The sequence below is a fragment of the Mitsuaria sp. PDC51 genome, from assembly GCF_900113225.1.
Lineage (GTDB): Bacteria > Pseudomonadota > Gammaproteobacteria > Burkholderiales > Burkholderiaceae_C > Roseateles.
Genome location: NZ_FOZE01000001.1, coordinates 1,678,853 through 1,692,085 on the forward strand (window position 1 = coordinate 1,678,853; position 13,233 = coordinate 1,692,085).

Annotated in this window: 11 protein-coding genes; 7 read left to right on the top strand and 4 right to left on the bottom strand. The window is 70.7% G+C overall.

Features of this window, described 5'->3' with window-relative positions; all coding sequences use genetic code 11:
* The first annotated feature begins 6 nt into the window (after positions 1 to 6).
* Positions 7 to 1,107, top strand: coding sequence for a hypothetical protein (locus BM393_RS26085; protein ID WP_254783253.1), 1,101 nt, complete (start codon positions 7 to 9; stop codon positions 1,105 to 1,107).
* Here the strand turns inward: BM393_RS26085 and mutL are convergent.
* Positions 1,064 to 3,106, bottom strand: coding sequence for a DNA mismatch repair endonuclease MutL (gene mutL / locus BM393_RS07320; protein ID WP_091724072.1), 2,043 nt, complete (start codon positions 3,104 to 3,106; stop codon positions 1,064 to 1,066). The two genes, BM393_RS26085 and mutL, sit on opposite strands and share 44 nt — an antisense overlap.
* A gap of 94 nt (positions 3,107 to 3,200) precedes the next feature.
* Between mutL and BM393_RS07325 the strand changes: the two genes are divergently transcribed.
* The 5 genes from BM393_RS07325 (at position 3,201) to BM393_RS07345 (ending at position 9,101) form a co-directional block, all read left to right on the top strand.
* A complete protein-coding gene (locus tag BM393_RS07325) occupies positions 3,201 to 3,854 on the top strand; it encodes a DedA family protein (protein WP_091724074.1) in 654 nt (217 codons plus the stop codon).
* A gap of 283 nt (positions 3,855 to 4,137) precedes the next feature.
* Entirely contained in the window at positions 4,138 to 7,593 is a 3,456-nt protein-coding gene (locus BM393_RS07330; protein ID WP_091724076.1) for a S41 family peptidase, read from the top strand.
* 53 nt (positions 7,594 to 7,646) lie between these two features.
* Complete coding sequence (locus BM393_RS07335; protein WP_091725158.1) at positions 7,647 to 8,165, top strand: nucleotidyltransferase family protein; 519 nt, start codon at positions 7,647 to 7,649, stop codon at positions 8,163 to 8,165.
* A gap of 130 nt (positions 8,166 to 8,295) precedes the next feature.
* The gene (locus BM393_RS07340) at positions 8,296 to 8,706 is read left to right on the top strand and encodes a type II toxin-antitoxin system RelE/ParE family toxin (RefSeq protein ID WP_254783255.1); all 411 of its coding nucleotides are present in this window, start codon (positions 8,296 to 8,298) and stop codon (positions 8,704 to 8,706) included.
* A gap of 2 nt (positions 8,707 to 8,708) precedes the next feature.
* Positions 8,709 to 9,101, top strand: coding sequence for an XRE family transcriptional regulator (locus BM393_RS07345; protein ID WP_091724082.1), 393 nt, complete (start codon positions 8,709 to 8,711; stop codon positions 9,099 to 9,101).
* Positions 9,102 to 9,107: 6 nt separating this feature from the next.
* On the opposite strand, the gene BM393_RS07350 is transcribed toward BM393_RS07345, so the two are convergent.
* Both BM393_RS07350 and tsaE read right to left on the bottom strand, forming a co-directional pair.
* Positions 9,108 to 10,604: an N-acetylmuramoyl-L-alanine amidase gene (locus BM393_RS07350; RefSeq protein ID WP_254783257.1), complete on the bottom strand. Its 1,497-nt coding sequence runs from the start codon at positions 10,602 to 10,604 to the stop codon at positions 9,108 to 9,110.
* 31 nt (positions 10,605 to 10,635) lie between these two features.
* A complete protein-coding gene (gene tsaE / locus BM393_RS07355) occupies positions 10,636 to 11,199 on the bottom strand; it encodes a tRNA (adenosine(37)-N6)-threonylcarbamoyltransferase complex ATPase subunit type 1 TsaE (protein WP_091724085.1) in 564 nt (187 codons plus the stop codon).
* Positions 11,200 to 11,291: 92 nt separating this feature from the next.
* Between tsaE and queG the strand changes: the two genes are divergently transcribed.
* Positions 11,292 to 12,371 carry a tRNA epoxyqueuosine(34) reductase QueG gene (gene queG / locus BM393_RS07360; RefSeq protein ID WP_175538305.1) on the top strand — a complete coding sequence of 360 codons (1,080 nt, stop codon included), beginning with the start codon at positions 11,292 to 11,294 and terminating at the stop codon, positions 12,369 to 12,371.
* Here the strand turns inward: queG and BM393_RS07365 are convergent.
* Positions 12,349 to 13,230, bottom strand: coding sequence for a LysR family transcriptional regulator (locus BM393_RS07365; RefSeq protein ID WP_091724087.1), 882 nt, complete (start codon positions 13,228 to 13,230; stop codon positions 12,349 to 12,351). The genes queG and BM393_RS07365 overlap by 23 nt on opposite strands.
* Positions 13,231 to 13,233 lie beyond the last annotated feature (3 nt).

Here is a 13,233-nt window from a genome sequence, read left to right on the forward strand (position 1 = left end):
TGCGGGTTGACGCGGCGCGTCCGGCTGGCGCGGACGGTCGGTGCGCTCGGCGCGCTCCTCGCGTTCGGCGCGAGCGTGGACGTCGCCCGGATGGGCGGCGCCCCGATCACCGACGGGCGCGCGGCGCGGCCGGTCCTCGCCGTGACGGAAGCCGGGATTCGCGCCCGGGCCCGAACCGTAGCGCGAGCCTTCGGCGCCGCGGCCGTAGCGGTCGCCGCCCCGGTCGCCGCCTCGCTCATCGCGACGCGGACGGTCGCCGTAGCCGCGGTCCCCCGCTGGGCGGTCGCCGAAGGGACGGTCGCGCTGAGGACGGTCTCCCTGGGGGCGCTCGCCGAAGGCGCGTGGGCCCTGAGGACGGTCGCCGTAGCCGCGGTCCCCTTGCGGGCGGGCGGGGCGGTCACCGTAACGGTCGCCGCCGCGGTCGTCGCGGCGCGGACGGTCTCCCTCGAAGCGGGAACGGTCCTCTTGGCGCGGGCGGTCGTTGTCACGCGGGCGATCGCCGTAGCGGGAACGATCCCCTTGCGAGCGGTCTTCGTAGCGGGGGCGATCTCCGTGCGGACGGTCGCCGTAGCGACCGCGGTCGCCCTGGGGACGGTCGCTGTGGGCGCGGCGTTCGTCGCCGCCCCGGTCAGGGCGGGCGCCGAAACCACCACGGTCCTCGCGCGGGCCGCGGTCGGCGCGATCGCCGTAGCCGCCTTCGCGTTGCGGGCGGCCGGGGCCGCCGCGGCGTTCATCCCGGCCTTGCGGACCGCGCGCGTCGCGGTGGCGATCGTCGCCGCGCGGATCACGGCGCTCCTGGCGACCTTCCTCGGCGCGGCGCTGCTGGAACGAGGCCTCGCGTTCGGCGCGCTCGGCCTGCGCCTTGGCGAGCGTCGGGCGCGGCTTGTTGACGCCCTGGCCGCGCAGCGGCGCGCGGCGGGGGCCCTTGTCCGGACCGTCCGCGGATTTGGCGTCGGCCGATTTGTTCTTGTTGAGCTTGAGCGTGGCCATGTCGGTACTGCTTCTGGTGAAAGGGTGGATCGCCGATGCGAACGGGAAAGCGGGCGGGGCGAGCGGCGACGGCTCAGCGTCCGCGCAGGAACAGCGCGTCGAGATCGCGGAGGGTGAGCTGGCGCCAGGTCGGGCGGCCGTGGTTGCACTGGTCGGCGCGTTCGGTGCGTTCCATGTCGCGCAGCAGCGCGTTCATCTCGTCGATCGTCAGCTGCCGGTTGGCGCGCACCGCGCCATGGCAGGCCATCGTGGCCAGGATCTCGTGCTGGGCGCGCTCGATCGCGTGGCTGGCGTCGAACTGCGCCAGCTCGGCCAGCACGCCGCGGGCCAGCTCCACCACGTCGCCGCCGGCCAGCAGCGCCGGCCGCTCGCGCACCGCCAGCACCTTGGCCGACAGCGGCGAGATGTCCAGCCCGAGCCGGCGCAGCGTCTCGGCCTGTGCCTCGGCGGTGGCGATCTCGGCCGGCGTCGCGGCGAAGGTCACCGGGATCAGCAGCGGCTGGGAGTCGATGCGGGTCTCGCCGAGCGCGGCCTTGAGCCGCTCGTAGACGACGCGCTCATGGGCCGCATGCATGTCGACGATCACCAGGCCCTGGGCGTTCTCGGCCAGCACGTAGATGCCCTGGATCTGCGCGATCGCGCGGCCCAGCGGCCACTCACCGGCCTGGCTGAGCGGCAGCGGCATCGGTGGCGCATCGCGCAGCAGCGCGGCGGCAGACGAGGCCGGCGCCGTCGGCAGCCCGGCCGCCGGCGCGCCGGCGTAGAGCGCCTCGGCCTGCTCCAGCGCGAGCGCGGTCTGCGCGCGGGTCGGGATCGGCGCGCGCCAGCCTTCCGGGCCGGCGAAGCGGGCCGAGGGGGCGTGATACGGCGCGGGTGGCTCGTAGGCGCGGGCGCCGGGCGCGTCCGTGTCGGACGACGCACTGGACGACGCCCCGGACGATGCCCCGGAGACGGCGGGCGCGCCGTCCATCGGCCGCTCCCAGGCCGGCGTGCCGGTCCAGCGCTGGCGACCCGGGTCCGCGGCCGGCCCGGCGGCAGCGCCTTCGGCCGTGGCCGGCGCGCCGTCCTCCGCGCGGGACAGCGCCAGCGCGGCGACCACGGCGCGGCGCACCTGCTGGTGGATCTCGCGGCCGTCGCGGAAGCGGACCTCGATCTTGGTGGGGTGGACGTTGACGTCGACCAGTTCGGGCTGGACGTCGATGAACAGCACGTAGCTGGGCTGGCGATGGCCGTGCAGCACGTCGTCGAAGGCCGAGCGGATCGCATGGGCGATCAGCTTGTCGCGCACGTAGCGGCCGTTGACGTAGACGTACTGCATGTCGGCGCGGCTGCGAGCGGCTTCGGGCAGGCCGACGCGGCCGTGGATGCGCATCGGGCCGACCTCGGCGAAGACCTCGCGGCTCTGCGCGATGAATTCCTCGTTCAGGACTTCGGCGATCCGCTGCGGCAGCGGTGACGCGCGCCACTGGTCGACCAGCTTGCCCTCGTGCCAGACGGCGAAACCGACGTCGGGGCGGGCGAGGGCGTGGCGCCGCAGCGCTTCCAGGCAGTGCGCCAGCTCGGTGCCCTCGCTCTTGAGGAACTTGCGGCGGGCGGGGGTGTTGAAGAACAGCTCGCGGACCTCGACCGAGGTGCCTCTGGCGCGGGCGGCGGGGCTGAGCTCGCCGGTGCGGGCTTCCAGCCGCCAGGCATGCGGGGCGCCGTGGAAGCGGGAGATGATGGCCAGTTCCGCGATCGAGGACACGGCGGCGAGGGCCTCGCCGCGGAAGCCCATGGTGGCGACGGCCTCGAGGTCGCCGAGGCTGCCGATCTTGCTGGTGGCGTGGCGCTTGATGGCCAGCGGCAGTTCGCCATCGGGGATGCCGTGGCCGTCGTCCTCGACGATCAGGGAGCGGATGCCGCCGGCGATCAGCTTGAGCTGGATCTGGCCGGCGCCGGCGTCCAGCGCGTTGTCGACCAGTTCGCGCACGACGGAGGACGGGCGTTCGACGACCTCGCCGGCGGCGATCTGGGAAATCAGTTCATCGGGGAGTTCGCGGATCGCGCGGCGCGCGCCGGAGACGGCGTGGCCCGGATCGGCCGCGGAGTCCGCCATCGGGGCGAGGGTGTCATCCATGGGGCGCGATTGTAGGAGGAGCGGAAATTCGATCCGGTCCGTCCTCGCGTTTCGTCACCGGTTGTCATGGAACCGCCCGCCATAATCCGCGCCCATGGATCTGATGCACTTCCTCGTCGACTTCATCCTGCATGTCGACAAGCACCTCGCCGAGTTCGTGGCCGCCTATGGCATGTGGGTCTACGCGCTGCTGTTCCTGATCGTCTTCGTGGAGACCGGCCTGGTGGTGATGCCCTTCCTGCCGGGCGATTCGCTGCTGTTCGTGGTCGGTGCGCTGTGCGGCACCGGGATGATGAATCTGCCGCTGGCGATCACCGTCCTGCTGGTGGCCGCGATCCTGGGCGACCAGTGCAACTACACGATCGGGCGCTACTTCGGGCCCAAGGTATTCCAGTGGGAGCAGTCCCGCTTCTTCAACAAGCGCGCCTTCGACGCCGCGCATGAGTTCTACGAGAAGCACGGCGGCGTCACCATCATCCTGGCGCGCTTCATGCCGTTCATCCGCACCTTCGCGCCCTTCGTGGCCGGCGTCGCCGAGATGACCCGCAGCCGCTTCACCGCCTACAACGTCGCCGGTGGCGTCATCTGGGTGGTGGGCCTGACGCTGGCGGGCTACCTCTTCGGCAACATCCCCTTCGTCCAGACCCATCTCTCCAAGATCATCTGGGCCATGATCATCATCCCCGGCCTCATCGCCCTCTACGGCGGATGGAAGGCCTCGCGCGCGAAGTCCGCCTCCGCCGCATAACCGCACTTCCCCCAGACAGCGCACAGCTCGACGCAGACCACGAGCCTGCGACGCGGACAGCGAGCCGTTCGGGGGCGGTGGGGCGTGGGGTTCTGGCCCTTGCGGCCAGGGCCCCACGCCCCAGCGACCAAGCGCTCGACCTCGGCAGGTGGGCGGTCTTCCCCCCCAGCCACCCTCCCGGGAAAACACCGACGCACCCCGCGCGCAAACCCCGGGGGTGAGCTTCGTCACGGGAAAGTCACGGGGCTATCCTCGCCCGCTGCCTTTCACCGCCGACAAGCCCATGCAACTCAGCACTCTCAGCAAGGCCGCCACCCTGGCCCTGAGCTTGACCGCCGCCATCGCGGCGGCGCCCACGCAGGCCCAGCAGGCCGCGACGGCTTCCGTTTCTTCCGCCGCGAGCGTCGCCGCGCAGGCCCCCGCCGTGACGATGCTGCTGCGCGAGCCGGCCGTCTCGGCGCGCCATCTGGCCTTCGTCTACGGCGGCGACCTGTGGATCGCCAACCGCGACGGCAGCCAGCCGCGCCGCCTGGCCGGTCATGCCGCGCCGGAGTTCGCGCCGCGCTTCTCGCCCGACGGGCAGTGGATCGCGTTCTCCGCCGGTTACGACGGCAACACCGATGTCTACGTGATCGCCGCCAGCGGCGGTCAGCCGCGGCGCCTGACCTGGCATCCGTCCGCGGACCAGGTCACCGGCTGGAGCGCCGATGGCAGGCGCGTGCTGTTCGCCTCCAATCGCGAGGTGCTGAATACCCGCAGCAAGCAGCTGTTCGAGGTGGCGCTGGAAGGCGGCTTCGAGCAGAAGGTGATGGAGGCCGTCGCCTATGAAGGCGTGTGGTCGCCCGACGGCACGCGCCTGGCCTACCGCCCCAACGGCGCGGCCTACTCGGGCCCGAGCGGCTGGCGCCAGAGCCGCGGCGGCACCACGCCGCCGATCTGGATCCTCGATCCCAAGGGCAAGACCTGGGAGCAGATCCCGCATGTCAACGCGACCGACAGCAATCCGATCTGGATGGGCGACGAAGTCGTCTTCATCTCGGACCGCAACGACGGCGCGGCCAACCTCTTCGCCTTCCACACCAGGACCAAGGCGCTGCGCCAGCTGACGCGGGAAACCGTCTGGGACGTGCGCAGCGCCGATGGCCGCGACGGGCGCATCGTCTACGAGGCCGGCGGGCAGCTCAAGGAGATCGGCCTGGAGGGCGGCACCGCGCGCATCCTGAGCATCGCGCTGAACGAGCCCAGCAACGAGGCCCGCGTGCAGTGGAAGGACGCGGCCCGCACCGTCACCAAGGCGGCGCTGTCGGCCACCGGCAAGCGCGCGGTGATCAGCGCCCGCGGCGAGGTCTTCACCGTGCCGGTGAAGGATGGCGTCGTGCGCAACCTGACGCAGACCTCCGGCGTGCGCGAGAAGGATGCGATCTGGAGTCCCGACGGTCAGCAGGTCGCCTACGTCTCCGACGAGCCCGGCATGCGTCACCAGGTGGTGATCCGCGACCAGCTCGGCGACCAGGCCGCCAACAAGCCCACGCGCAAGATCCTGCTGCCCGAGGTCGGCTACTACACGCTGCTGGACTGGTCGCCCGATGGCGCGCGGCTGGTGCTGCAGGACAACCACCTCAACCTCTACCAGCTGCCGCTGAGCGGCCCGCAGTCGGGCAGGCTCGCGAAGATCGACACCAGCGAGCGCCGCGCCGGCTTCGACGTCAGTTTCTCGCCCGACGGTCGCTACCTGGCCTACACGGTGGTCGGGAAGAACTTCTTCAGCCAGGTCCGCATCGTCGACTTCCAGACCGGCCAGCAGCACACCGTCACCGACGGCCTGAGCCACGCCAACCTGCCGGCATTCTCGACCAAGGGCGACGTGCTGTTCTTCGCCGCCTCGATCAACTCCGGCCCGGCCCAGGTGGGCCTGGACATGTCGACGCAGGAGCGCTCGCTGCGCATGGGGCTGTACGCGGCGGTGCTGCGTGCCGACGGCAAGTCGCCGCTCGAGCCCAAGGCGGGTGACGAGGAGGGCAAGGACGGCAAGGGCAAGGCGGACGAGACCAAGGACGCAGACAAGTCCGACAAGGGCGAAAAGTCCGACAAGGGCGACAAGGGCGACAAGGACGCGAAGGCCGACAAGTCCGACAAGAAGGACGACGCCAAGGACGTCAAGCCCAAGGCCAAGCCGGTGCGGATCGACTTCGCCGGCCTGAAGGACCGCATCGTCGGCCTGCCGGTCGCGACGGCCCGCTACGACGACCTGGGCGTGGCCGACGATGGCGCGCTGTTCTACCTGGAGCGCAAGCAGCCCGGCGTGTCGATTGACGCCGAGGGCGGCAACGGCCGCAAGGGCGACCTGTACCGCTTCGATTTCGAGGAGAAGAAGGCCAAGCTGGTGAAGCCGCAGGTCGAGGACTACAGCCTCAGCCCCGATGGCAAGAAGCTCCTGCTGAACCTGGGCGGCGGCCGACTGGAAATCGCCGACGCCCGCGAGAAGGTCGACACCAAGAGCATCGACCTGTCGGGCCTGAAGACGCGCATCGACCCGCGCGCCGAGTGGCGCCAGATCTTCGACGAGACCTGGTGGATGGAGAAGGAGTTCTTCTACGACCCCAAGCTCCACGGCCTGGACTGGCAAGGCGTCTATCAGCGCTATGCGCCGCTGGTGGCCGGCGTGCAGCGCCGCGAGGACCTGAACGACCTGCTGGTCGAGATGATCGGCGAGCTGCAGGTGGGCCACAACCGCGTGGGCGGTGGCGACGTGGTGCAGGAGGCGCGCGTCGCGGTGGGCCTGCTGGGCGCGGACTTCAGCTTCGAGAACGGCAAGTACCGCATCAAGAAGATCTTCAAGGGTGACCGCTGGGATCCCTACCTGAAGGCGCCGCTGGCCGCGCCTGGCCTGGGCGTCAAGGAGGGCGACTACCTGCTGGCGGTCAACGGCCAGCCGGTGGACGGCACCCACAACCTGTACCAGCAGCTGGAGAACACGGTCGGCAAGCAGGTGCAGCTGACGGTGTCGGCCAACGCGAACGGGCAGGGCGCGCGGCGCGTGACGGTCGAGCCGATCTCGACCGAGAGCCGCCTGCGCCAGTGGGCCTGGATCGACCACAACCGCGAGGAAGTGGATCGCCTGAGCGGCGGCAAGATCGCCTACGTCTACATGCCGGACACGGCCGGCCCGGGCTTCCAGCACTTCAACCGGATGTTCTTCGCGCAGGTGGACAAGCCGGGCCTGATCGTCGACGACCGCCGCAATGGCGGCGGCCAGGCGGCCAACTACGTGACCGAGCTGCTGAACCGGGCCTACCTGGGCAGCTGGAAGGACCGCGATGGCCTGATCTACGACACGCCCGCGGGCGCGATCTACGGGCCCAAGGCGATGCTGATCGACCAGGACGCGGGCTCCGGCGGCGACTTCATGCCGTATGCGTTCAAGCGCACGGGGCTGGGGCCGCTGATCGGCAAGCGGACCTGGGGTGGGTTGATCGGGATCTCGGCCAATCCGAGCCTGATCGATGGCGGCTTCCTGGTCGTGCCGTTCTTCCGCTTCTTCACGCCGGAAGGCGAATGGCGCATCGAGAACGAAGGCGTCTCGCCCGACATCGATGTGGACCTGGACCCGGTGGCGGTCAACGCCGGCCGTGACGTGCAGCTCGAGGCGGCGGTCGCGAACGTGATGGAGCGCCTGAAGACATGGCAGCCGATCCAACGCACCGTGGCGCCGCCGATGCCGACGCAGCTGGGCAAGTGAGCGTCGACCACCGCGCGCGGCTCGTCGAGCTCGCGCGCGGCAGCGGCTGGCTCATGGACGCGCTGCGCGCCGTGCGCTCGCTGGGCCTGGCGTCCTGGTGCATCGGTGCCGGCGCGGTTCGCAACCTCGTGTGGGACGCGCTGAGCGGGCATGGGCAGCCCTCGGCCCTGTCCGATGTCGATGTCGCGTTCTTCGATCCCGTGGACCTGCGTGGCGAGCGGGATGCCGAACTCCAGCGCCGGTTGTCTGAACGCCTGCCCGGGCTGCCGTGGGAAGTGACGAATCAGGCCGCGGTGCATCTCTGGTTCGAGTCGTACTTCGGCCACGCCGTGGCGCCGTTGCGCTCGCTCGAGGAAGCCGTCGGCAGCTGGCCCGAATACGCGACGTCGGTGGCACTCTGGCTCGACGCGGACGACACGATCCATGTGATCGCGCCCCATGGGCTCGACGACCTCTTCAACATGGTCGTGCGCCGCAACCCGACGCGAGCCAGCGAGCAGAACTTCCGGGACAGGACCGCGGCAAAGCGCTACGTCGAACGCTGGCCGCGGACAACGGTCATCGCGGATTGAGCGCTGCTTGCGGCGAACTGACGTCGGTCCCCCTTGCGGGTGGAGCACCGAGCGCGATGGGGGAGAAGCGCCGCAAGCTGGCATGAGGGGCTCTACCATCACCTTGACGTGATATCACGCAAGGATTATGGTGAGCGCCTCGATTGACTGCACAGGGCAAGAGTGGGAGGTCTACTTCCATGACGAGTTCGACGCCGAGTTCGAACATCTGGATCGGGCCGTGCGCCTGGGACTGATCGCCGCGATGCGGGCTGTGGAGCATGCTGGACCGCACGCGGGCAGGCCGCACGTGGATGTTCTCCATGGGTCCAAGTTCGCCAACATGAAGGAACTGCGCTTCACCGCGAGGGCGGGAAGGGAGGTCTGGCGGGCGGCCTTCGCCTTCGATCCCGACAGGCGCGCCTGCGTCCTGGTGGCGGGTGCGAAACAGGGCAAGAGCCAGTCAGCGTTCTACAAGCAGCTCATCCAGGTGGCGGATCGTCGGTTTGCAGACCTGCTTGCCAGCGCGGTCAATGGAATTGAGAAGCCTGAAAGGAGTTGAAGATGGGCCGCACCTTGAAGAGCGTCATCGCGGACCTGCCGCCGGATGATCGGGCATGGGTCGAGACGAAGGGGCGGGAAATGGCGGACGACATGATCCGCTACGCCGACACCTTGGCCGACGCGCGCCGCGCCCTGGAGAAGACACAGACCGAACTGGCGGATGTGCTTCAGATCAGGCAGAACGCGGTCACGCAGCTGGAGAAGCGCAGCGACATGCTCTTGTCCACGCTGCGGAAATACGTCTCCGCCATGGGGGCGGAGCTTCAACTCACGATCCGCACGGCCGCCGGTGTGGTGATCGTCCTGGATGGCCTGGGAACACTGTCGTCCGACGGCGCACCCTTGGCGATCAAGTCCGAGTCCGGCAAGGCGAAGGCGCGGCGCCGCGCCTGAGCGCTTTCACAACGCCCGATGTCTCGCCGCCAGTGGCGGATTTTTTGCGAAGTAGCGCGCGATGCCGGTGGCCAGCGCCTTGACCAGGTCGTCCTGGTAGTCCGGATCGCGCAGCTTGGCTTCTTCCTCGGGGTTGGAGATGAACGCCGTCTCCACCAGGATCGACGGCACGTCCGGCGCCTTCAGCACCGCGAAGCCGGCCTGCTCCACGCTGCCCTTGTGCAGCTTGGCCAGCTTGCCGATCTGCCCCAGCACCTCGCCGCCCAGCTTCAGGCTGTCCTTGATCTGCGCCGAGGTGCTCATGTCCAGCATCGCCCGCAGCACGCCGGCATCCTTCACCGCCTTGCTGTTGACGCCGCCGATCACGTCCGCCGCGTTCTCCTTGTCCGCCATCCAGCGCGCCGCCGTCGAGCTCGCGCCGCTGGTGGACAGCGCGAAGACCGAGGCCCCGCGCGCCTTCGGCGTGATGAAGGCGTCGGCATGGATCGACACGAACAGGTCGGCCTGCACCCGCCGCGCCTTGCGCACCCGCTCGCCCAGCGGGACGAAGAAGTCCGCATCGCGCGTCATCATCACGCGGATGCGCGGGTTGGCGTTCAGCCGGTCGCGCAGCTTCTTGCCGATCGCCAGCACCACGTCCTTCTCGCGCAGGCCCGTGGGGCCGATCGCGCCGGGGTCTTCGCCGCCATGGCCCGGATCGATCGCGATCACGATCAGGCGATCCAGCTTGGACTGGCTCATCTCCGGCGCCACCTCCTTGAGCGGCGGCGCGGGCGGCGGCGGGGTCTCGATCCGCGCGACCGCGCTGGCCGGCCGCTGCGGGGGCAGGGCGGCCGCGCTGGCGGCGCTCTCGGCGCTCGAGGCCGCCGTCTGCGGCCGGTCGATGCGGCCGATCAGCTCGCCCAGCGCGTCGTTGACCGACTGCGCCGCGGCGCTCTCGGCCGCTTCCTTCTCGCGCACCAGGTCCAGCAGCGGATCGCGCTCGCGCGTCGGATGCAGGTCCAGCACCAGGCGGTTCTTGTAGGCCGCCACCGGCTCGATGGTGAACACCTGCGGCGCCACCGCCTGCTTCAGGTCCAGCACGATGCGCACCACGCGCGGCTGGTTCTGTCCCACGCGCACGCCGGCGATGTAAGGGTCGTCCGGCTTCACCTTGCCGAGCAGCTCCTTCAGGCCGGCGTTCAGTTCCAGGCCATCGATGTCGATGACGAGCCGGTCCGGATTCGCGGCCATGAAGCTCCTGGCGGCCAGTTGGCGGTCGGACTCGATGGTCACGCGCGTGTAGTCGCTCGCCGGCCAGACGCGCACCGCGACGATGGTGGCGGCGCCGGTGACGCCCGCAGCCAGCGCGGGCAGGGCCGGGAAGCTCAGCACCACCGCGCCCATGCGGCGCAGGGCCTTGCGGCGGTCGCGCGACGCGGGCGCAGTCACGGGCGTGGACGGGGCCGCCACCGCGTCGTGCGGCAGGGGGGCGGCAGGCAGGCCGGTCAGGTCTCCGTTCATGTGAGGCGTGTCGGTCTCGTTCGAATCGATGTCAATCGGGGGCGCCGTTCGTGCCCGGCGCATCGGAAGCGGCGGGCGCGGCGGACGATGAGGTCGAGGCGGCCAGTTGCCGGTCCAGCTCGGCGAGCAGCGCCTGGCCGCGCGGCGTGTGCGCCTCGGCGTGGACGTCCCGGCTGTCGTCGTCATTGACCGCGAGCACCAGCCGCAGGTCCGGCGGCGGCAGCATGCCGGCGGCCTTGGACGGCCATTCGCTGAGCTTGAGCCCCGGCGCGGCGAAGACGTCGCGGAAGCCCGCGTCCTCCCACTCGCGCGGATCGCTGAAGCGGTAGAAGTCGAAGTGATGGGCGGGCAGGCCGCCGAGGCCGGGCGGCGTGTAGTCCTCGACCACCGCGTAGCTGGGGCTCTTGATGCGGCCGGTGACGCCCAGCGCGCGCAGCAGGTGGCGCACCAGGCTGGTCTTGCCGGCCCCCAGGCCGCCGTCGAGCTCGATGCCCAGGTCCGCGATCTGCGGACAGCGGGCCAGCGCCTGCGCGAAGCGCTCGCAGGCGGCCTCGTCGGGCCAACGGAATGGGCGGGTTTCTAGAATGCTCAACAGCGATGAATTCCTTGGTCAACACCCCGCGGCCCGACGCGCCCTCCGACGCCTCCTCGAGCCCCTCCCGCGACCCCGACGCGCTGGCTGCGCTGATGGTCGAGGTCCGCGCCTGGGCGCATGAGCTCGGATTCTCACAGATTGGGGTGGCCCACGTCGATCTGAGCGATGCGGAGGCCGGGCTGCAGGCCTGGCTCGACGCCGGCTTCCATGGCGAGATGCAGTACATGGCCGCGCATGGCCTCAAGCGCGCCCGCCCGGCCGAACTGGTGCCCGGCACGATCAGCATCCTCACCGCGCGCATGGACTACCTGCCCGAGGCCATCGGCCCCGAATGGCAGGCGCGGGAGTGGGCCGCGCTGGCCGACCCGGCGCGGGCGCAGGTGTCGCTCTACGCCCGCGGCCGGGACTACCACAAGGTCCTGCGCCAGCGCCTGCAGCAGCTGGCGGACCGCCTGCAGGCGCGCGTCGGCCCGATGGGGCACCGCGTGTTCACCGACTCGGCGCCGGTGCTGGAGGTGGAACTCGCCAGCCGCTCGGGCATCGGCTGGCGCGGCAAGCACACCCTGACGCTGCACCGCGACAGCGGCTCGATGTTCTTCCTCGGCGAGATCTACCTGGACCTGGCGCTGCCGCCCAGCGAGCCGGTCAGCGCGCATTGCGGCCAGTGCCGCGCCTGCCTGGATGCCTGTCCGACCGGGGCGATCATCGCCCCCTACCGGCTCGACGCGCGGCGCTGCATCAGCTACCTGACGATCGAGCAGGACGGCCCGATCCCGGTCGAGTTTCGCGCCGCGATCGGCAACCGCATCTACGGCTGCGACGACTGCCAGCTCGCCTGCCCCTGGAACAAGTTCGCGCGCAGGAACCCGCTGCCCGACTTCGAATGGCGCGAGCCGCTCGGGGACGCCTCGCTGCTGACGCTGTGGGCCTGGGACGAGGCGACCTTCCTCAAGCGCACCGAAGGCTCGGCGATCCGCCGCATCGGCCACGCGCGGTGGCGCCGCAACATCGCGGTCGCGCTGGGCAACGCGCTGCGGCAAGACCTGGCGCCGGCGCTGCGGGCGGCGATGCGGGCGGCGCTCGAGGCGGCGCGCGCTGGCGCGTCGCCGCTGCTGGCGGAGCACATCGACTGGGCCCTGGCGCAGGACCTCAGCCCTCGACGGCCTGCCTGAACGCGGCGATGAAGTCGGACACGGCTTGCGGCGAGCGCAAGCCCTGCGGCTGCACCGCGCGCACCTCGACCGGCACTTCCGGCAGCAGCGTCCGGATGTGCAGGTCGCCCGCGCTGGCCTGCGCGGTGAACGAATCGATGATGGCCGGCCCGAATCCCTGTTCGGCCATGATCATCGCGATGTGGTGGGTCTGCACGGTGATGCCGGCCCGCGGCGACAGCTCCAGCCGCGCCCATTGATCGGCCAGCACGGCGCCCAGCGGGTCGCGCTCGTCGATGCGGATGAAGGGCTCGCGCAGCAGGTCCTGCAGCGCGACGGTGGTGCGGCGGTCGGCGCCGGTGCGGCTGCGCGGCGAGGCGCACACCAGCCGGCCGGTCGCCACCAGTTCATCGGAGAGGGCGGGGTGGGGCAGCCGCCCGTAGACGATGCCGACATCGCCCTCCTGCAGCGCCATGGCGCGGGCGATGTCGTTCGAATGCATCGTCCGCACGCTGATGGGCAGGTCGCGGTAGCGGCAGCGGAAGCGCTTGAGCGCCTCGGGCAGGGCCTTCACCGCCAGCGAAGGGACGATCAGGATGCGGAAGCCCTGGCCCTCGCCGCTGCCCAGCGCGCCGGCCATGCGCCGCACCGACTCCAGCTGCGACATCAGCGCCTGCACCTCCGGGTAGAGCGCCTGCGCTTCGCGCGTGGGTACGAGGCGGCGTCGCTGGCGTGTGAACAGCGCGTAGCCCAGCTGGAGTTCGGCCAGCTGCAGCGACTGCGTGACCGCCGGTTGTGTCACATGAAGCAGCTTCGAGGCCGCGCTGACCGATCCCGTCAGCATGACGGCGTGGAAGACCTCGATGTGCTTCAGGCGCATGAC